Genomic DNA, 18,370 nt, shown 5'->3' on the forward strand with positions numbered 1-18,370 from the left:
ACCTGGCTGAACTGCGCGCGTACCGGGCGCTGCTCGGTGCGCAGGCGCGCTCGCAGGCGGCGTACCGCACGTCGTTCGTGGTGGACCTGGTCGGCAACGTGGGCGCCACCGTGTTCGACGTGGTCACCGTCCTGGTGATCTTCGGCGTGACGCGGGAGCTGGGCGGCTTCACGCTGCGCGAGACGCTCGTCGTGGTCGGCCTGTCGTCGTGCGGCTTCGCCACCGCCGACCTGCTGGTCGGCAACATCGAACGGCTTCCCCGGTACGTGCGCACCGGCCTCTTCGACGCGGTGCTGGTCCGCCCGCTCGGGGCGCTGCCGCAACTGCTGCTGATGGATCTGCCACTGCGCAAGCTGTCCCGGGCCGTGTTCGGGCTCGCCGTGCTGCTGTTCGCGCTCATCTCGGCCGGCATCGACTGGACGCCGGGGCGGATCGCGCTGGCGGTGGTCGCCCCGGCGGCCGCGGTGGTCTTCTTCGGCTCGGTCTTCGTGCTGACCGCGACCGTGTCGTTCTACTGGGTCGACTCGGGCGAGCTGGCGAACGCGGTCACCTACGGCGGGCGCGACTTCACCTCGTACCCGGTCACCGTGTACGGCGGGTGGTTCCGCGCGCTGTTCGCGTACGGGATGGGGTTCGCCTTCGTCAGTTACCACCCGGCGCTGGCGCTGCTGGGCCGCGCCGACCCGCTCGGCCTGCCGCAGTGGACGGGCTGGGCCGCGCCGGGCGTCGCGGTGGTCGCCGCGGCGCTGGCCGCCCTGGCCTGGCGCGTCGGGGTCCGTCACTACCGGAGTACGGGGTCATGAGCGTCATCGAGATGGACGGCCTGCGCAAGGAGTTCACGGTCCGGGTGAAGGCCGGTCCGCTGCGGCGCGAGAAGCGGACGGTGACCGCCGTCGACGGGGTCGACCTGCGGGTGGAGCGCGGCGAGATGCTCGGCTACATCGGCCCGAACGGCGCCGGGAAGTCGACCACGCTGAAGATGCTCACCGGTGTGCTGACGCCGTCGTCCGGGCGGGCCCGGGTGTGCGGGCTGCGCCCGGTGGCCGACCGGACGCGGTTGGCGCTGCGTATCGGGGTGGTGTTCGGGCAGCGCTCGCAGCTCTGGTGGGACCTGCCGCTGCGGGACTCGTTCGACCTGCTGCGGCACGTCTACCGGGTGCCGGCCGGCGAGCACGCGGCCCGGCTGGCCCGCTGCCGGGACCTGCTCGACCTGGACGGGTTCCTGGACACTCCGGTCCGGCAGCTCTCGCTGGGTCAGCGGATGCGCGGTGAGCTGACCGCGGCGCTGCTGCACGGCCCGGAGGTGTTGTTCCTGGACGAGCCGACGATCGGCCTGGACGTGGTCAGCAAGCAGGCGGTACGCGGTTTCCTGGCCGAGCTGGGCCGGGCCGGGGACACCACGCTCGTGCTGACCACGCACGACCTGGCCGACATCGAGCGGCTGTGCCGGCGGCTCGTGGTGATCGACCACGGGCGGGTGGTGCACGACGGGTCGATCGCGGAGCTGCACCGCCGGTACGGCTCGCGCCGGATGGTGGTCGCCGAGCTGGACGCGGCGCTGCCCGAGCCGCCGGTGCTGCCCGGCGCGCCGGTGCAGCGGGTGGAGGCGGACGGGCGGCGGCTGGTCTTCGCGCTGGAACGGGCGAGCGTCGCCGAGGTGGTGGCCGGGCTGGCCGGCCTGACCACGCTGCGGGACATCTCGATCGTGGAGCCGGACATCGAGGAGGTGGTGACCCGGCTCTATCGGGCGCCGGCCGCGGTCACGGGTGCTCCATGACGAGTACGGCGAAGGTGCCCGGGGCCAGCGCCTCGTAGCGGTGCGGGGTGTCGCCCGGGAAGGTGGCGTAGTCGCCCGGTTCCAGCTCGACCAGGTCGCTCTCGGGGCCCACGCGCATCCGCCCGGCGGCTACCACGACGTGCTCGACGCTGCGCGGGGTGTGCGCCTCGGCGATCCGTACCGCGCCGGGTTCCAGCTCCATCACGTAGACGTCCCGGCGGGCGTGCGGCGCTCCGGCGGCGAGCAGGGTGGCCGAGAAGTCGGCGTGCTCGGAGCGGATCCGGGGCCCCTGCCCGGCCCGGACCACCCGGACGGCGGCGGTGGGTGGTTCGACCAGGCGGCTGAACGGTACGTCGAGCGCCACGCCGAGCGCCCAGAGCGTCTCGACGCTGGGGTTGCCGGACCCGGACTCCAGCTGGGACAGGGTGGACTTGGCGATGCCGGCGCGGCGGGCCAGTTCGGTGAGCGACAGCCCCGCCCGCTCGCGCTCGCGGCGCAGCGCGGCGGCGATGGTGGCGAGTGGGGGAGCGGGGTCGATCGCCATGTGTTCGCTCCATCGGTCGTTTTGTTCGGTTTGACGAACCAGCGGGCTCCCGTTCAGGATAATGGACATGCGTACGGCAGATCGAACGGGCGACGCCCGGGTGCTCCGCGACGTCGCCGCCATCGGCGCGGCGATGTTCGCCGTGGGCGCCTCGTTCGGTGCCGTGGCGGTGGCCGCCGGCCTGCCCGTCTGGGCCACGCTCGCCATGTCCGCTGTCGTCTACGCCGGTGGCGCCCAGTTCATGGCCGTCGGGCTCGTCGCGGCCGGCAGCCCGTTCGCTGCGGTCCTCGCCGGCCTGCTCCTCAACGCCCGGCACCTGCCGTTCGGCCTGGCCCTCGGCGGTGCGCTCGGCACCCGGCGCGCGCAGCGGCTGCTCGGCAGCCACCTGATGACCGACGAGGCGACCGCGTTCGCGCTGGCCCGCCCGGCCGGTCCGCAGCGGCGGCGGGCGTTCTGGCTCGCCGGGGTGCTGCTGTTCCTGGCCTGGAACGCCGGCACCGCGCTCGGCGTGCTCGCCGGTGGCGCGGCCGGCGACCCGGCAACGCTGGGACTCGATGCCGCGTTCCCCGCGGGGCTGGCCGCCCTGCTGCTGCCCAGCCTGCGCGACCGGGAGACCCGCCGGGTGGCGGTCCTCGGCGCCGGCCTGGCCGTGCTGGCCACCCCGCTGCTGCCGGCCGGGCTGCCGGTGCTGCTCGCGCTCGCCGCGCTGGTCCTGCCGCTGCTGGCCCGCCGCCGCCCACCCGCTTCGCCGGCCGCCGACCCGAACCCCGCGTCCGCCGACCGGTCCGTCGTGCCGTCCGACCCGGACGCCGCGCCGGGCGGCGGTCCCGTCGCCGTGCCGGACGCGGCCGGCGGCGGACCGGTGGACGACGGCGGGGCTCGGCGGAGTGCGCGGGCCGGGGAGGTCTCGTGCTGATCGCCGTGATCCTGGCGCTGGCCGCCGGCACCTACGGTTTCCGGGTCGCCGGGGTGCTGCTGCGGGACCGGCTGGACCTGCCCGAGTGGTCCCGTCACCTGCTGCCGGTCGGCGCCGCCACGTTGCTGGCCGCGCTCGCCGCCACCGCGGCGCTCACCGAGGCCGGCGGCTTCGCCGGTTACGCCCGGCCCGCCGGGGTGCTGGTCGGCCTGGTGCTCGCCTGGCGGCGGGCGCCGTTCGTGCTGGTCGTGGTCGCGGCGGCGGCCACCACCGCGGTGCTGCGCCTGCTCGGCGTGGCCTGACGCCGGGTCAGACCTTGTCGCCGATGTTCACCCGGGGCGCGGGAGCGCGCATCCGGCGGAACGTGATCGACCGCATGATCGCGTAGAAGTAGAGCGAGCCGAGCTTCTCGGTGCTCTTCGGGAAGCGCTCGCGGACCAGCCGCTTGATCTTCCGGGAGATCAGGATCGAGTCGATCAGCACGCCGAGTGCCAGCGCGCCCCAGAGCACGTTCGACAGCAGCCGCACGATCGGCGGCATGGCCTGGTTGGAGCCGAACAGCACGATCAGCGCGCCGCCGAAGAACCAGGTGCCGATCGTACGGCGGGAGTCGACCACGTTGCGGGCCAGCAGCCGCTCGGGGCCGCGGTCACGCGGGCCGCCCTCGCGGCGGAACTCGGCGGCGGCCTCGGCGCGGGCGGCGCGGCGCTGCGCGCGGGCCTCCTCCTTGGTCAGCGGCTTCGCCGGCGCGGTCGGCCGGCGACCGGCGACCGGGCGCTTCGGCGTGACCTGCCCGAGTTCCTTCTTGCTGGGCGTGTAGCCCCGGGGGCGGGCGGCGGACTCCTCGTCGGTCGTCACCGTGGTGACGGACTCCTCGACGAGGTCGGCGGGCTTGCGGCGAAACAGCGACGGCACGCGGCAAGGGTAGCCAACCGGCCGCGCCCGGTGCACATCACGGGTGCACCGGGCGCGGCCGGACGAGTGAACGGGACGGTCAGGGACGCTCGACGTGCGCGCCGAGGTCGGCCAGCTTGGCCTCGAAGTCCTCGTAGCCACGGTTGATCAGGTCCACGCCGTACACCCGGGAGGTGCCCTCGGCGGCCAGCGCCGCGATCAGGTGGCTGAACCCGGCACGCAGGTCCGGGATGACCAGGTCGGCGGCGTGCAGCTTGCTCGGCCCGGCGATCACCGCGGAGTGCTTGAAGTTGCGCCGGCCGAAGCGGCACGGGGTGCCGCCGAGGCAGTCCCGGTAGACCTGGATGTTGGCGCCCATCGTGTTCAGCGCCTCGGTGTAGCCGAGCCGCTGCTCGTAGACCGTCTCGTGGACGATCGACAGGCCCCGGGCCTGGGTGAGCGCGACCACCAGCGGCTGCTGCCAGTCGGTCATGAAACCGGGGTGCACGTCGGTCTCCAGCGCCACCGCGTTCAGCTCGCCGCCCGGGTGCCAGAACCGGATGCCGCCCTCCTGGCCCGGGCTGCCGCCGCGGGGCGGGCGCAGGTCGGTGACCTCGTACTCGCCGCCGACCGACCGGAAGATGTTCAGGAAGGTCATCATGTCGGCCTGCTGGGCACCAAGCACCTCGACGTGACCGCGGGTGGCCAGCGCCGCCGCCGCCCAGCTGGCCGCCTCGATCCGGTCCGGGATCGGCCGGTGGGTGTAGCCGTGCAGCTTCTTGACGCCCTGGATCTCGATCACCCGGTCGGTGTGCACCTTGATGATCGCGCCCATCTTCTGCAGCACGCAGATGAGGTCGATGATCTCCGGCTCGACCGCCGCGTTGCGCAGCTCGGTGACGCCCTCGGCCATCACCGCGGTGAGCAGCACCTGCTCGGTGGCGCCCACGCTCGGGTACGGCAGCGCGAACTTCGTGCCGTGCAGCCCGTTGGGCGCGGACAGGTGCAGGCCCTCCGGCGTCTTCTCGACGGTGGCGCCGAACTCGCGCAGCGCCTGGAGGTGGAAGTCGATCGGGCGCGGGCCGATGTGGCAGCCGCCCAGGTCGGGGATGAAGGCGTGGCCGAGCCGGTGCAGCAGCGGGCCGCAGAACAGGATCGGGATCCGGCTGGACCCGGCGTGCACGTTGATCTGGTCGGTGCTGGCGCTCTCGACGTTCGAGGGGTCGAAGACGAGTTCGCCCTCCTCCACGCCGTCGCTGACCTTGACGCCGTGCAGGCCGAGCAGACCGCGGACCACCTCGACGTCACGGATACGCGGCACGTCGAACAGCCGGCTCGGTGTGTCGCCCAGCAGGGCGGCCACCATCGCCTTGGACACCAGGTTCTTCGCGCCGCGCACGCGGATCCGCCCTTCAAGCGGAGTGCCTCCGTGTACGACCAGGACGTCGTCGGTCAACGCAACCTCCAGCGCGTTGGGTGCTGCCGTGTCTAGTGATGGGTGCACGAAGTTCATCGCTACCCGGAACGCGGTCATGGAAAAACGGGCCGCGTGTGTCGTCGCCCCGGCAGCATAGCCCTCCGTGACGGGAATGGAATCGGTCACATCGCCAGCGAGGGCACGAACCGGGGTGTCCGGTGCGTTTCCGTGCCAGCGGGGTCACCGACGGTGATCAGGCTCCCGGAAGGGCGAGCATCTGGTCCAGCGCCGACCGGGCGTGTCGGGCGGTCTCCGGGTCCACCGTTATCTGGTTGACCACGCGCCCGGCGACTAGTTCCTCCAACGCCCAGACCAGGTGCGGCAGGTCGATCCGGTTCATCGTCGAGCAGTAGCAGACCGCCCGGTCGAGGAACATGATCTGCTTGTCCGGGTGGGCCAGGGCGAGCCGGCGCACCAGGTTCAGCTCGGTGCCGACCGCCCACGCCGAGCCGGCCGGGGCCGCCTCGATCGTCCTGATGATGAACTCGGTCGAGCCGACCAGGTCGGCGGCGTTCACCACCTCGTGGCGGCACTCCGGGTGCACCAGCACGTTCACACCCGGCACCCGCTCGCGGACGTCCTTGACGCTGTCGAGCGTGAACCGGCCGTGCACCGAGCAGTGGCCGCGCCACAGGATCATCTTCGCGTCCCGCAGCTGCTCCGGGGTCAGCCCGCCGTTCGGCTTGTGCGGGTCGTAGAGCACGCAGTCGTCCAGCGAGAAGCCCATCTCCAGCACGGCGGTGTTGCGGCCGAGGTGCTGGTCGGGCAGGAACAGCACCTTGCGGCCCTGCTCGAAGGCCCAGTCCAGGGCCCGCTTGGCGTTCGACGAGGTGCAGACCACGCCGCCGTTGCGGCCGACGAAGCCCTTGATGTCCGCCGAGGAGTTCATGTACGTCACCGGCACGGTCTCGGCCGCGATGCCCAGGTCGGTGAGCGTGTCCCACGCGGCCTCGACCTGCGACAGCACCGCCATGTCGGCCATCGAGCAGCCGGCGGCGAGATCGGGCAGGATCACCTTCTGCGCGTCCGAGGTGAGGATGTCCGCGCTCTCCGCCATGAAGTGCACGCCGCAGAAGACGATGTACTCCGCGTCCGGGCGCGCCGCCGCCTCCCGGGCCAGCTTGAACGAGTCGCCCGTCACGTCGGCGAACTGGATCACCTCGTCGCGCTGGTAGTGGTGGCCCAGGACGAACACCTTCGTGCCGAGCGCGGCCTTCGCGGCGGCGGCGCGGGCCACCAGGTCGGGGTCGCTCGGCGCGGGGAGATCACCCGGACACTCCACGCCACGTTCGGTGGCGGGGTCGCTGCCGCGGCCGAGGAGCAGCAGCGCCGTGGCGGTGTTGGACGGCTCAACCCAGGTCGAAGTCACGACCCCATGGTCCCACAGCGCGCCCGCGCCGCAGCCGCCTCGGATGTGGCCTGCCACACTGCTGCGCATGCGCGTGCTGCTCTGTCCGGACAAGTTCGCCGGCACGCTGCCGGCCCCCGACGTGGCCGCCGCGGTGGCCGACGGCTGGCGTGACGTGGCCCCCGGCGACGACCTGCTGGCCCGGCCACTCGCCGACGGCGGACCGGGGTTCGTCGACGTGCTCGCCGGAGCGCTGGGCGGGCGCCGGGTGCCGGTGCCCACCGTCGACCCGCTGGGCCGCCCGGCCGCCGGTGAGATCCTGCTCACCGACGACGGCACGGCGTACCTGGAGAGCGCCCAGGCGTGCGGACTGCACCTGCTCACCGCCGCCGAACGCGACCCGAAGGCGACCACCTCGTACGGGCTGGGGCTGCTCGTGGCCGCCGCGGTCGAGGCGGGCGCGCGGACCGTGGTGGTGGGGCTGGGCGGCTCGGCCACGAACGACGGCGGCGCCGGGATGCTCGTCCCGCTGGGCGTCACGCCGCTCGACGGCGCCGGCTGGGCCCTGCCGTACGGCGGCGCGGCGCTGGCCGAGGTGGCCGCGCTCGACGGGGAGCCCCGGCTGCGCGGCACGACGCTCGTCGCCGCCACCGACGTCGACAACCCGCTGCTCGGGCTGCACGGCGCGAGCAGCGTCTTCGGCCCCCAGAAGGGCGCCGACCGGGCGGACGTGCTGCTGCTGGACGCCGCGCTGACCCGCTGGGCGGAGGTGCTGACCGAACGCCTGCCCGGCTGCCCGTCCGGGCTGGGCGCGCTGCCCGGCGGCGGCGCCGCAGGCGGCCTCGGCGCGGCGGTGCTGGCGCTCGGCGGCCGGTGCGAATCGGGCATCGGCCTGGTCACCCGCGCGGTGAAACTGGACGCCGCGCTCGACGCCGCCGACCTGGTGATCACCGGCGAGGGCTCGTTCGACCACCAGTCGCTGCGCGGCAAGGTGGTCGCCGGAGTGGCCGGGGCCGCCCGGGACCGGGGCGTGCCCTGCGTGGTGCTGGCAGGACGGGTGAGCACCGGGCGACGGGAGGCCGCGGCAGCAGGCGTCACCGAGGCGTACAGCCTGGTCGAGCACTTCGGCGGCGAGGAACACGGGGGAGTGGACGCGGCGATGACCCGCCCGGCCGAGGGGCTGCGCGCACTCGGCGCCCGCCTTGCCCGGCAGTGGAGCCGCTGACCGGTTCCGCTGGTCACGCCGCCGGGTGGCGGCGCCGGAGGCGGCGTACGATCGAAAGACGGACCACACCGGGAATCACTGGCGGACGTGCGGCGTTGGCCAGGACGTCCGGACCTCATACCGCGCAGGGAGACTTCCACGTGACCACGCCAGCGCAGACCGAGTCGACCGAGGCCAAGGCCCCCAGCACCGTCGTCCTCACCGACGTCGCGGCGCAGAAGGTCAAGGCCCTGATCGAGCAGGAGGGCCGCGACGACCTGCGGCTCCGGGTCGCCGTGCAGCCGGGTGGCTGCTCCGGCCTGCGGTACCAGCTGTTCTTCGACGAGCGCTCGCTCGACGGTGACGTCGTCACCGACTTCGACGGTGTCGAGGTCGTCGTCGACCGGATGAGCGCCCCCTACCTGGCCGGCGCCACCATCGACTTCGCCGACCGGATCGACGCCCAGGGCTTCACCATCGACAACCCGAACGCGGGCAACTCCTGCGCCTGCGGCGACTCCTTCAGCTGAGTCGACGACCGACCGGCAGCGGCGGGCCGTCCCGGGTGGGGCGGTCCGCCGCTTCGTCGTACCCCGGGGGTGTGACGCCCGGATGTGCGCTGATCGACCGGTTGGTGACCGACCGCCGTCCGTCCGGTCCGGGGGCCGGTAGGCTGACCGCGCCGTGCTCCCGACCCCGAGGGTTGACATGAAGATCGCCGTGACCGGCTCGATCGCGACCGACCACCTGATGAGCTTCCCCGGCCGCTTCGCCGATCAGCTCATCGCCGACCAGCTCGACAAGGTCTCGCTGTCCTTCCTCGTCGACGAACTGGTGCTCCGGCGTGGCGGCACCGCGGCGAACATCGCCTTCGGCATGGCCCAGCTCGGCCTGCGCCCGGTGCTGCTCGGCGCGGTCGGCGCCGACTTCGCCGACTACCGCTCCTGGCTGGAGCGCCACGGCGTCGACTGCGACTCGGTGCACGTCAGCGAGATCGCGCACACGGCACGCTTCGTCTGCACCACCGACACCGACATGTGCCAGATCGCCTCCTTCTACGCCGGGGCGATGAGCGAGGCCCGCAACATCGAGCTGGCCCCGGTGGCGCAGCGCCTCGGCGGGCTGGACCTGGTGCTGGTCAGCGCCAACGACCCGGCCGCGATGATCCGGCACTCCGGCGAGTGCCGGGACCGCGGCTACGCCTTCGTCGCCGACCCGTCGCAGCAGCTCGCCCGGATGGACGGCGCGGACGTGCTCGGCCTGATCGACGGCGCCGACTACCTGATGACAAACGAGTACGAGAAGTCCCTGCTGCAGAGCAAGGCCGGCCTCTCCGACGAGCAGCTGCTGGACCGGGTCAAGGTGCGGGTCACCACGCTGGGCAAGCAGGGCGTGGAGATCGCCGGTCGGGAGGTCGGCACGATCCGGGTGCCGATCGCGCGGGAGATCCAGGCGGTCGACCCGACCGGTGTCGGCGACGGCTTCCGGGCCGGCTTCTTCGCCGCGCTCGACTGGGGCGTCGGCCTGGAGCGCGCGGCCCAGGTCGGCTGTCTGCTGGCCACGCTCGTGCTGGAGAACTTCGGCGGCCAGGAGTACGAGGTCCGCCGCGACCTGTTCGTGAAGCGACTCGCCGAGTCGTACGGTGACGCGGCCGCCGAGGACGTCCGGCCGCACCTGCTGTGACCGGCCCGGCCGGCGGGGTGGACCCGGAGGTCCGCCCCGGCACCGGCGGCCCGGTCCTCGTCGCGTTCGCCGGGCTGCCCGGTGTGGGCAAGACCACCCTGGCCGCCCGGGTCGGCGCCGCCCTGCGCGCCCCGGTCCTGCCGGTCGACCCGGTCGAGCGGGCCCTGCACCGCTACGGCCTCACCGGCGACGTACCCGGCATGGCCGCCTACGGCGCGGTCGCCGGGCTGGCCGAGGTGCAGCTCGGCCTGGGGCTCAGCGTGGTGGTCGACGCGGTGAACCCGGTCGCCAGCGCCCGAGGGCTCTGGCACGACGTGGCCGAGCGGGCCGGTGTGCCGCTGCGGGTGATCGAGGTGCACTGCGGCGACGAGGAGGAGCACCGCCGCCGCGTCGAGGCCCGCCCGCCCGAGGAGCACGGCACCTGGGAGCAGACGCTGCGCCGCCGGGCCGAGTACGAGCCGCTGATCGGCCCGCGCCTGGTGGTCGACACCGCCGTGGCGGCCGACCCGTTGCCGGGCATCCTCGCGTACCTGCGCTAACCGCTCACCCGGACGTCGTAGGCGGGGCCGGGGTGCGCGTCGAGGAACTCGTGGCCGCGCATCCGGCACCACGCCGGGATGTCGACGGCCGCCGCCGGGTCGTCGGCCAGCACCCGCACCACCGCGCCGGCCGGCAGGCCGGGCACCAGCCGGGCGAGATTGATCACTGGCAGCGGGCAGCGCTGCCCCCGGCAGTCCAGCACCTCGTCCGGCTCGCTCACAGTGCCGTCTCCGTTCCCGACTGCGGGGCTCGCAGGAGCGGCTCACTCCTCGCGCTCACAGGTCCGTCACCCCTGCTTCCACCCGCAGGTCCGCCACGATCCCGGGCAGCTCGGCCAGGAACCGCTCCACGTCCGCCTCGGTGGTCTCCCGGTGCAGCGACACCCGTACGTTGCCGTGCGACAGCACCCCCATCGCCTCCAGCACGTGTGACGGGCGCACCGTCGACGACGTGCACGACGAGCCGGAGGACACCGCGAACCCGCGCCGGTCCAGCGCGTGCAGCAACGCCTCGCCGTCCACGTACAGGCAGGAGAACGTCACCAGGTGCGGCAACCGGTCCACCGGGTCGCCGACCACCTCCACGTCCGGCACCTCGGCCGCCACCCGCGCCCGGATCCGGTCGACAAGCGGACCCAGCCGGGCCGCCTCGGCCGCCGCGTCGGCCGCCGCCGCGCGCAGGCTCGCCGCCGCCGCCACCACCGCCGGCAGGTTCACCACCCCGGGGGTACGTCCCGACTCCCGCTCGTCGGCCGGGTAGGGCGACTCCCACCGGGTGCCCTTGCGCACCACGAGCAGCCCGACGCCGGGCGGCCCGCCCCACTTGTGCGCGCTGGCGCTCAGCACCGACCAGCCCGCCGGCAGCGGTGCCCGGCCGGCCAGCTGCGCCGCGTCCACGTACAGCGGTACGCCCGCCTCGGTGCACGACTCCGCCGCGGCGGGCACCGGCTGCACCGTGCCCACCTCGTGACTGGCAGCGATCAGCGCGGCGAGGGCCACGCCGGGCGCGGCCACCGCCGCCGACCAGGCGTCCAGGTCCAGCCGGCCCGACCGGTCCACGGGTACGGACACCGCCGTGCCGCCGGCCGCCGTGTGCCGCTGGGCGGCGTGCAGCACCGCCGAGTGTTCGATCGCCGAGTGCACAAGCGTCGCCCCGGCCCGCCGGCGCCCGGCCAGGCCACCGAGTACTGCGGCGTGCGCTGCCGTCGTACCGCTGGGGGTGAAGGACAGCTCGTCGGCGCGGACGCCGAGCGTCTGCGCGGCGGCCTCCCGCGCGGCGTCGAGGAGCTGGCGGGCCCGGCGGGCCGCCGAGTAGAGCCGGGCCGGGTCGGCCCAGCCGTCGTCCAGGGCGGCCAGCATCGCCTGCCGCGCGACCGGATGCAGCGGCGCCGCGGTGGCGGCGTCCAGGTAGACCGGGGAGGCGCTCATGGGGTTCCACGCTATCGCCCGGTTACGCCCAAGATCCCCCCGATGGGGGTGGACAGCGACCCCAAGACGGCCTGGCCGGTCATGGTCGAGTAATCTGCGACCGTCGGTGACGCCTTTGCCGTCGGTGTCAAGGAGAACAACCGCCGCGGCGCGCTAGGGAGGCAGGACCAGGTGGTCGCAAGGAGTTCGGAGGTACGGCGCTCGGCCGTACGGCACAGCGCTTCCCCGGGGGCCGGTGGACGCCGGCGGCGTGGTGCTGGTCGAATCGCCGGGCTCGGTCTCGGCGCGGCGGCGCTGCTGGTCTCGCTCACCGGCTGTGACGTCGGCAAGACGTTCGGCGGGTTCGGCTGGCCGCAGGGCGGCATCACGCCAGAGTCGCACCGCATGTACGACCTGTGGATCGCGTCCTGCATCGCGGCGCTCGCCGTCGGCGTGTTCGTGTGGGGCCTGATCTTCTGGTGCGTGGTCCGCTACCGCAAGCGCGGCAACGAGCTGCCGGTGCAGACCCGCTACAACCTGCCGATGGAGTTCCTCTACACCATCGCGCCGATCCTCGTGGTCTCCGTGCTCTTCTACTACACGGCGGTCGTGCAGACCGACGTGAACAAGGAGTCGAAGAACCCGGACGTCACCGTCGAGGTCGTCGCGTTCAAGTGGAACTGGCAGTTCAACTACCGCGACGGTCAGGGCCCGGAGGCCAACACCGTCGCCTCGGTGCTCGGCACCAGCGAGGTCATCCCGGTGCTGGTGCTGCCCAGCGGCCGCTCGATCCGCTTCGAGGAGACCAGCCGCGACGTCATCCACTCGTTCTGGGTGCCGGAGCTGCTGTTCAAGCGGGACGTCATGCCGGGCAACGTGCGCAACACGTTCGAGGTCTCCAGCATCGACCAGGAGGGCGCGTTCGTCGGCCGCTGCGCCGAGCTGTGCGGCAGCTACCACGCCTTCATGAACTTCGAACTGCGGGTCGTGTCGCCGGAGAAGTACGACCAGTTCCTGGCGGCCAAGAAGGCCGGCAAGTCGACCCAGGAGGCGCTCGGCGCGATCGGTGAGCCGGAGTACGCCACCGAGACGAAGCCGTTCGACACCCGGCGCGACGTGAACAACTTCAACCCGTCCGACGCGTCGGCCGGCGCGGGAAGCTGAGGGGTTCGGCATGAAGACCGAGTGGAAGATCTTCCTGACCATCGCCACGTTCCTCCTCGGCGCGACGATCCTCTACGGCGCCTGGACGTACGCCGACAGCGGCGGCCACGTCGAGTGGATCGGCACTGTGGCGCTGCTGCTGTCCTTCCTGCTCTGCGCCATGTGCGGCGGCTTCTTCTGGTTCGTCTCCCGCCGTATCGACCTGCGCCCCGAGGACCGGCCGGACGGCGAGATCGCCGACGGCGCCGGTGAGGTCGGCTTCTTCAGCCCGGGTAGCTACTGGCCGTTCGGGCTGGCGCTGGCCGCCGCGATCGCCGGTCTCGGCCTGGTGTTCTGGCAGTTCTGGCTGCTGGGACTGGGCCTGGTGGCGGTCGTCCTCGCCACCTGCGGGCTGCTGTTCGAGTACTACTCGGGCACCCGCCGCACCGCCGAGCACTGACCCGAAGCACAGTCGCAGGCCCGCACCCCCTCCCGGGGTAGCGGGCCTGTCGCTTTCCCCCCGTGCCTGCCCCGCGCGCCGTCCCCGCGCGCTGCCTGCGTCGATCATGAAGTTGACGGCACCGGCGGTCCCTTTTGTCCCCGCCAACTTCATGGTCACCGCCTGATGCGGTCAGCCTGGCGCTCTCCCGCTCACCTCCGACGCGCACTGCCTGGCTCACGCTGCGCTGTTCCATTCGCCGAAGAGCACCGTTCCACTCACCAGGACCACACGAGATCTTGGAAGGAAACGGCCTCCATGAGGGCCGTTTCCTTCCAAGATCTCGCCGCGCGCCGTGGCCCGAAGGGGCACGGCGCGGCTCGGGAGGAGCGTGGGCGGCTCGGGAAGGGCGAAGACGGGCGCCGAAGGGGTGGAGGTCAGGCGGCCTGGGGGTGGGATGGGCGGCGGGAAGCGCGGCGGCTCGCCAGGCGGGTCTCGCGGAACGTGAACGTGGCGATCACCACTGCCGCGCCGCAACCGGTGCAGATCAGCTCCGGGCAGTCGGCGCCGTGCCCGTCGCCGCACGGCGGCGCCTCGAACAGCACGACGCCCTCGCAGGTGTCACAGTGCAGCTCGCGGTCAGACACGGGTGGCTCCTCTCGCTCCGGGCATCGGCCGGGGCGGGAAGCCGCCGGTCGGTGGACCGAAGACCGAAAACGGATAGACCGAAAACGGAGAATAACTCCCGTGTAGTTTGGCACGCGGGTACGACACCAACGGCATCAGGCCGCGCGTGCCACCTCGAGCCAGCGGTCCAGCGCTGCCGCCGCGGCACCGGAGTCGACCGCCTCGGCGGCCCGGTCCAGGTTGGCCCGCAGCACCTCGTGCAGATCGCCGTCGAGCGGCCCCTGGGTGGCAAGCGCGACGGCGGCGTTGACCAGCACCGCGTCCCGTACCGGCCCGGTCTCGCCGGCGAGCAGGCGCCGGACCACGTCGGCGTTGTAGACCGCGTCCCCGCCGCGCAGGTCGGCCAGGGTGGCCCGGGGCACACCGAGGTCCGTAGCGTCCAGCACGGCCTCCGTGACGGTGCCCTGCTGCGCCACCCAGACCCGGGTGGGGGCGCCGGTGCTGAACTCGTCCAGGCCGTCCTCGCCGCGTACCACGATCGCGGAGTCACCCCGGGCCGCGAACACGGCGGCCATCACCGGGGCCATCCGCTTGTCGAAGCAGCCCACCGCGCCCGCACGGGGCCGCGCCGGGTTGGTCAGCGGGCCGAGGAAGTTGAACGCGGTGGGTACGCCGATCTCGCGCCGGACCGGGCCGGTGTGGCGCATGCCGGGGTGGAAGCGGGCGGCGAAGCAGAAGCCGATGCCGGCCTCGGTCACGCAGCGGGCCACCTGCTCGGGTGCCAGGTCGAGGGGTACGCCGAGCTGCTCCAGCACGTCGGCGGTGCCACACGAGGAGGAGGCGGCCCGGTTGCCGTGCTTGACCACGCGGACCCCGGCCCCGGCGACCACCAGCGCGGCCATGGTGGAGATGTTCACCGTGTGGGCGAGGTCGCCGCCGGTGCCGACCACGTCCAGCGCGCTCGCGCGTACGTCCTCGGGCAGGTGCACCGGCACCGCGCGGGTCAGCATGGTCTCGACCAGGCCGCCCAGCTCGGCGGGGGTCTCACCCTTGGTGCGCAGCGCCACGGCGAACCCGGCGATCTGCGCCGGGGTGGCCGAGCCGGCCATGATCTCGCCCATCGCCCACGCGGTGTCGGCGGTGGAGAGCTCCTCGCCGCGCAGCAGCGCGTTGAGCAGAAGCGGCCAGGTCCGTTCGCCCATGACGGGCCTCCCGAGCGGCGTGAGGAATGCGGTTGGGGCGCGCCACGGCCGCGTCGCCGTGGCGCGCGAAGACCGGCGGGGTCAGGCTGCGGCGTGGGTGCGGCGCAGCAGCTCCGCCACGGTGCTGCCGGCGACCACCGGGTCCAGCGGGTGGGTCAGCGTGGCGTCGACCTCGGCGTACGCGGCCAGCCAGCGGTCGGCGGCGCGGGCGAGCACCACGCAGGTGGGCGGCGCGTCGTCCCGGTCGTCCTTGATCTGGCGGGCGATGCCGATGCCGCCGCCCGGGGTCGCCTCGCCGTCGAGCAGGAGCAGGTCGATCTCGTAGTCGTCGACCAGCCGGATGCAGGCGTTGTAGTCGTCGGCCTCGACGAACTCGATCTCGAGCCCGGGCGCCGGCCGGGTGCCCACGGCGAGCCGCATCCGGTCGCGGACCTTCGGGTCGTCGCTGTAGAGCAGGACGGTGCAAAGACGATCGCTCATCGTGACGTGGCTCCCACCTCGTAGCTGCCCGCTGATCGTAGCGGTCGTCACATCCGGGCTGTCGCCCCGCCCGGCGGGCTCGGGGCGTACCCCGGAACGGGCCGTCAGGCGCTCGTCTCCGCGGCGCGCTGGCGGGCCTCCTGGCGGTCCAGCTCGCGGTCGAGCCGCCGGGCCTCGCGCTCGGACTGCTTGACCCACTGGACGACCAGGACGGCGAGCATGGTGACGCTGACGAACTCGCCGCCGGCCCACAGGATCCCGCCCGCGACCACCTGGTCGTTCCAGGGGTCGGACCAGGACAGGTTGAGCGACGGGTACCAGTCGCCGCCGAACAGCGTGGTGCTCTGCATGATGGTCAGGCCGAGGACGGTGTGGAACGGCACCGAGAGCAGCATGAGCAGCGCGCGGCCCGGGTACGGCCAGCGGCCGGGCAGCGGGTCGAGGCCGAGCAGCGGCCAGAAGAAGACGCAGCCGGTGGCGATGAAGTGCGCGTGGACCAGCTCGTGCGCCCACTCGTGGCGCAGGGTGAACTCGTAGAGGTCGGTGAAGTACAGCGCGAACGGGTTCACCACGAAGATGGCGAACGCCACAAGCGGGAAGCTGTAGATCCGGATCACCTTGCTGTGCACGATCGCGAGCAGCCGCTTGCGGGGCCGTGCCGGCAGCGTGCGCAGCGCCAGCGTCATCGGGGCGCCGAGCGCCAGGAAGATCGGCGCGATCATGGACAGCACCATGTGCTGCACCATGTGCACCGAGAGCAGCGCGGTGTCGTACGCGCCGAGGCCGGTGAGCGTGACCAGGGCGATGCCGCCGAGGCCCGGGCCGAGGAACGACACGGTACGGATGACCGGCCAGCGGTCGCCGCGCAGCCGCAGCCGGTGCACCCCGTAGAGGTAGAGGCCGGCGGCCAGGACGATGCCCAGCGTGAGCCAGCTGTCCAGCCGGGTCTCCGTGAACACCCGGGTCACGGTGAACGGCGGCGGGGCGCCCTCGCCTCCCGCCGCCAGCGTCGCCGGAACAGCCGAGGTGACGGCGCGGATCTGATCGACGTGCAGCACGCTTTTCAGGGTAGGTCAGGCGAAGCGGACCACCACGATCGGGCCACGGAAGGGCCGGGTTTGCCACCCCGCTGATCGTCGGTCCCGGTCAGGGGCAATAATGACCGCGTGACTGCGGCCCCAGCCATTGACAAGAGCCGGATCCACTCCCTGACCCGACCCAACATGGTCAGCGTCGGGACGATCGTGTGGCTCTCCAGCGAACTCATGTTCTTCGCGGCGCTGTTCGCGATGTACTTCTCCATCCGCGCGGCGGCGCCGGAGCAGTGGGAGAAGCACACCGAGGTGCTGAACATCCCGTACGCGACCACGTTCACGGTGATCCTGGTGCTCTCCTCGATCACCTGCCAGATCGGCGTGTTCGCGGCCGAGCGCGGTGACGTCCACGCTCTGCGCCGGTGGTTCACGATCACCTTCGTGATGGGTCTGATCTTCGTGCTCGGTCAGCTGAACGAGTACCGGACCCTGGTGCACGAGGGTGTGAAGATCAACGAAGACGGTTACGGGTCGATGTTCTACCTCACCACCGGCTTCCACGGTCTGCACGTGACCGGCGGTCTCATCGCCTTCGTGATCTTCATGATCCGTACCACGATGGGCCGGTTCACCCCCGCCCAGGCGACCTCGGCGATCGTCGTGTCCTACTACTGGCACTTCGTGGACGTCGTGTGGATCGGGCTCTACGCCATGATCTACTGGCTCCAGTGATCTTGGCGCGTCACGAACCGCGCCGCTGCTCCGTCCCCTGAGACAAGGTCCAACCGGTTAAGGACACAGGTCATGACTTCTGACAACGACCGCCGACGCGGTCTGCTCGCGCGGCTGCGCGGGCGGCCCGTAGCGCGCAGCAGGGGCCGCCGCCGGCTGGGTGCCGCGGTCCGGCTGTTCGCCGCGCTGATGCTGGCCGGCGGTGCCTACACCGTCTTCGCCCCCGGCGTGCAGGCGCAGGACAACCCTCCGTTGACCGCCGCAGGCAACGAGGGCAAGGCGCTGTTCGACGTGAGCTGTGTGACCTGTCACGGTCGCAACGCCCAGGGCGTCGAGGGCCGCGGTCCGAGCCTGATCGGCGTCGGAGCGGCCTCGGTGGAGTTCCAGGTCAGCAGCGGTCGCATGCCGATGGCCCGGCAGGAGGCCCAGGCCATGCGCAAGCCGCCGCAGTTCACCGACGAGCAGGTGCGCCAGCTCGGGCAGTACATCCAGGAGCTCGGCGGCGGCCCGGAGGTCCCCAACGGCGACCTGCGTGAGGGCGCCAACCTGTCCACCGGTGGTGAGCTGTTCCGGATCAACTGCTCGCAGTGCCACGCCTTCAGCGGCGGCGGCGGTGCGCTGTCCTCCGGCAAGTACGCGCCGAGCCTGGCGCCGGCCAGTGACCGGCAGATCTACGCCGCGATGCTGAGCGGCCCGCAGAACATGCCGGTGTTCGGCGACAACCAGATCACGCCCGAGGAGAAGGCGGACATCATCGCCTACATCCAGGAGACGCTGAAGCACGACGGCGACCCGGGCGGCTTCAACCTGGGCCGCTACGGCCCGTCGACCGAGGGTCTCGCGATCTTCCTGGTCGGCATCGTCGCGCTGGTCTTCGCGAGCCTGTGGATCGCGGGCAAGTCGTGACCGGACGGATCAATGCTT

Annotated in this window: 22 protein-coding genes; 12 read left to right on the top strand and 10 right to left on the bottom strand. The window is 72.7% G+C overall.

The genetic code is table 11. From position 1 onward, the window contains the following. Window positions 1-2 precede the first annotated feature (2 nt). Window positions 3-803, top strand: a complete 801-nt coding sequence (locus IRY44_RS15725) for an ABC transporter permease (RefSeq protein ID WP_194801295.1) — start codon at window positions 3-5, stop codon at window positions 801-803. Then, window positions 800-1,777, top strand: a complete 978-nt coding sequence (locus IRY44_RS15730; protein ID WP_194801147.1) for an ATP-binding cassette domain-containing protein — start codon at window positions 800-802, stop codon at window positions 1,775-1,777. Before IRY44_RS15725 ends, IRY44_RS15730 begins: the two co-directional genes overlap by 4 nt. Here IRY44_RS15730 and IRY44_RS15735 read toward each other — a convergent pair. Further along, window positions 1,761-2,321, bottom strand: coding sequence for a helix-turn-helix domain-containing protein (locus IRY44_RS15735; protein WP_194801148.1), 561 nt, complete (start codon window positions 2,319-2,321; stop codon window positions 1,761-1,763). The genes IRY44_RS15730 and IRY44_RS15735 overlap by 17 nt on opposite strands. A 67-nt stretch (window positions 2,322-2,388) precedes the next feature. Between IRY44_RS15735 and IRY44_RS15740 the strand changes: the two genes are divergently transcribed. Continuing rightward, window positions 2,389-3,237: an AzlC family ABC transporter permease gene (locus IRY44_RS15740; protein ID WP_228532185.1), complete on the top strand. Its 849-nt coding sequence runs from the start codon at window positions 2,389-2,391 to the stop codon at window positions 3,235-3,237. After that, window positions 3,231-3,539: an AzlD domain-containing protein gene (locus IRY44_RS15745; RefSeq protein ID WP_194801149.1), complete on the top strand. Its 309-nt coding sequence runs from the start codon at window positions 3,231-3,233 to the stop codon at window positions 3,537-3,539. The genes IRY44_RS15740 and IRY44_RS15745 overlap by 7 nt, the downstream gene beginning before the upstream one ends. Window positions 3,540-3,546: 7 nt before the next feature. Here the strand turns inward: IRY44_RS15745 and IRY44_RS15750 are convergent, their stop codons facing one another. The 3 genes from IRY44_RS15750 to nadA all read right to left on the bottom strand — a co-directional run bounded on the left by IRY44_RS15750 (window position 3,547) and on the right by nadA (window position 6,977). Further along, the gene (locus IRY44_RS15750; protein WP_194801150.1) at window positions 3,547-4,152 is read right to left on the bottom strand and encodes a DUF3043 domain-containing protein; all 606 of its coding nucleotides are present in this window, start codon (window positions 4,150-4,152) and stop codon (window positions 3,547-3,549) included. Between the two features lie 79 nt (window positions 4,153-4,231). Then, window positions 4,232-5,587, bottom strand: coding sequence for a UDP-N-acetylglucosamine 1-carboxyvinyltransferase (gene murA / locus IRY44_RS15755; protein ID WP_135241354.1), 1,356 nt, complete (start codon window positions 5,585-5,587; stop codon window positions 4,232-4,234). Window positions 5,588-5,801: 214 nt separating this feature from the next. Next, the gene (gene nadA / locus IRY44_RS15760) at window positions 5,802-6,977 is read right to left on the bottom strand and encodes a quinolinate synthase NadA (RefSeq protein ID WP_194801151.1); all 1,176 of its coding nucleotides are present in this window, start codon (window positions 6,975-6,977) and stop codon (window positions 5,802-5,804) included. 43 nt (window positions 6,978-7,020) lie between these two features. On the opposite strand from nadA, the gene IRY44_RS15765 reads away from it, so the two are divergent. The 4 genes from IRY44_RS15765 to IRY44_RS15780 all read left to right on the top strand — a co-directional run bounded on the left by IRY44_RS15765 (window position 7,021) and on the right by IRY44_RS15780 (window position 10,382). Beyond that, entirely contained in the window at window positions 7,021-8,181 is a 1,161-nt protein-coding gene (locus IRY44_RS15765; protein WP_194801152.1) for a glycerate kinase, read from the top strand. Window positions 8,182-8,321: 140 nt separating this feature from the next. Next, the gene (gene erpA / locus IRY44_RS15770; RefSeq protein ID WP_013287705.1) at window positions 8,322-8,690 is read left to right on the top strand and encodes an iron-sulfur cluster insertion protein ErpA; all 369 of its coding nucleotides are present in this window, start codon (window positions 8,322-8,324) and stop codon (window positions 8,688-8,690) included. A gap of 178 nt (window positions 8,691-8,868) precedes the next feature. Next, window positions 8,869-9,843 carry a carbohydrate kinase family protein gene (locus tag IRY44_RS15775; protein ID WP_194801153.1) on the top strand — a complete coding sequence of 325 codons (975 nt, stop codon included), beginning with the start codon at window positions 8,869-8,871 and terminating at the stop codon, window positions 9,841-9,843. Beyond that, window positions 9,840-10,382, top strand: a complete 543-nt coding sequence (locus IRY44_RS15780; RefSeq protein ID WP_135241351.1) for an ATP-binding protein — start codon at window positions 9,840-9,842, stop codon at window positions 10,380-10,382. Before IRY44_RS15775 ends, IRY44_RS15780 begins: the two co-directional genes overlap by 4 nt. Here the strand turns inward: IRY44_RS15780 and IRY44_RS15785 are convergent. Both IRY44_RS15785 and IRY44_RS15790 read right to left on the bottom strand, forming a co-directional pair. After that, entirely contained in the window at window positions 10,379-10,603 is a 225-nt protein-coding gene (locus tag IRY44_RS15785) for a sulfurtransferase TusA family protein (protein WP_194801154.1), read from the bottom strand. The genes IRY44_RS15780 and IRY44_RS15785 overlap by 4 nt on opposite strands. A 55-nt stretch (window positions 10,604-10,658) precedes the next feature. Further along, window positions 10,659-11,810 carry a cysteine desulfurase family protein gene (locus IRY44_RS15790; protein WP_194801155.1) on the bottom strand — a complete coding sequence of 384 codons (1,152 nt, stop codon included), beginning with the start codon at window positions 11,808-11,810 and terminating at the stop codon, window positions 10,659-10,661. Between the two features lie 171 nt (window positions 11,811-11,981). On the opposite strand from IRY44_RS15790, the gene coxB reads away from it, so the two are divergent. Together coxB and IRY44_RS15800 are read left to right on the top strand one after the other, a co-directional pair. Next, complete coding sequence (coxB, locus tag IRY44_RS15795) at window positions 11,982-12,953, top strand: cytochrome c oxidase subunit II (RefSeq protein WP_194801156.1); 972 nt, start codon at window positions 11,982-11,984, stop codon at window positions 12,951-12,953. A 10-nt stretch (window positions 12,954-12,963) separates the two neighbouring features. After that, window positions 12,964-13,392: a cytochrome c oxidase subunit 4 gene (locus tag IRY44_RS15800; protein ID WP_013287699.1), complete on the top strand. Its 429-nt coding sequence runs from the start codon at window positions 12,964-12,966 to the stop codon at window positions 13,390-13,392. 416 nt (window positions 13,393-13,808) lie between these two features. On the opposite strand, the gene IRY44_RS15805 is transcribed toward IRY44_RS15800, so the two are convergent. From IRY44_RS15805 to IRY44_RS15820, 4 genes are all read right to left on the bottom strand, one after another. Next, complete coding sequence (locus IRY44_RS15805) at window positions 13,809-14,018, bottom strand: hypothetical protein (RefSeq protein ID WP_194801157.1); 210 nt, start codon at window positions 14,016-14,018, stop codon at window positions 13,809-13,811. 135 nt (window positions 14,019-14,153) lie between these two features. Then, the gene (gene trpD, locus IRY44_RS15810; RefSeq protein WP_194801158.1) at window positions 14,154-15,200 is read right to left on the bottom strand and encodes an anthranilate phosphoribosyltransferase; all 1,047 of its coding nucleotides are present in this window, start codon (window positions 15,198-15,200) and stop codon (window positions 14,154-14,156) included. 81 nt (window positions 15,201-15,281) lie between these two features. Beyond that, window positions 15,282-15,680, bottom strand: a complete 399-nt coding sequence (locus tag IRY44_RS15815; protein WP_194801159.1) for a hypothetical protein — start codon at window positions 15,678-15,680, stop codon at window positions 15,282-15,284. Window positions 15,681-15,784: 104 nt separating this feature from the next. After that, the gene (locus IRY44_RS15820; protein ID WP_194801160.1) at window positions 15,785-16,738 is read right to left on the bottom strand and encodes a cytochrome c oxidase assembly protein; all 954 of its coding nucleotides are present in this window, start codon (window positions 16,736-16,738) and stop codon (window positions 15,785-15,787) included. Window positions 16,739-16,846: 108 nt separating this feature from the next. Between IRY44_RS15820 and IRY44_RS15825 the strand changes: the two genes are divergently transcribed. Both IRY44_RS15825 and IRY44_RS15830 read left to right on the top strand, forming a co-directional pair. Next, window positions 16,847-17,446, top strand: coding sequence for a heme-copper oxidase subunit III (locus tag IRY44_RS15825; RefSeq protein ID WP_013287694.1), 600 nt, complete (start codon window positions 16,847-16,849; stop codon window positions 17,444-17,446). 72 nt (window positions 17,447-17,518) lie between these two features. Then, window positions 17,519-18,352 (top strand): cytochrome c, encoded by an 834-nt coding sequence (locus IRY44_RS15830; RefSeq protein ID WP_013287693.1) that lies wholly within the window; start codon window positions 17,519-17,521, stop codon window positions 18,350-18,352. Window positions 18,353-18,370: the final 18 nt, after the last annotated feature.

Origin of the sequence: Micromonospora sp. ANENR4, from assembly GCF_015354395.1 — a bacterium.
In the GTDB taxonomy this organism is placed as follows: Bacteria; Actinomycetota; Actinomycetes; order Mycobacteriales; family Micromonosporaceae; genus Micromonospora; species Micromonospora aurantiaca.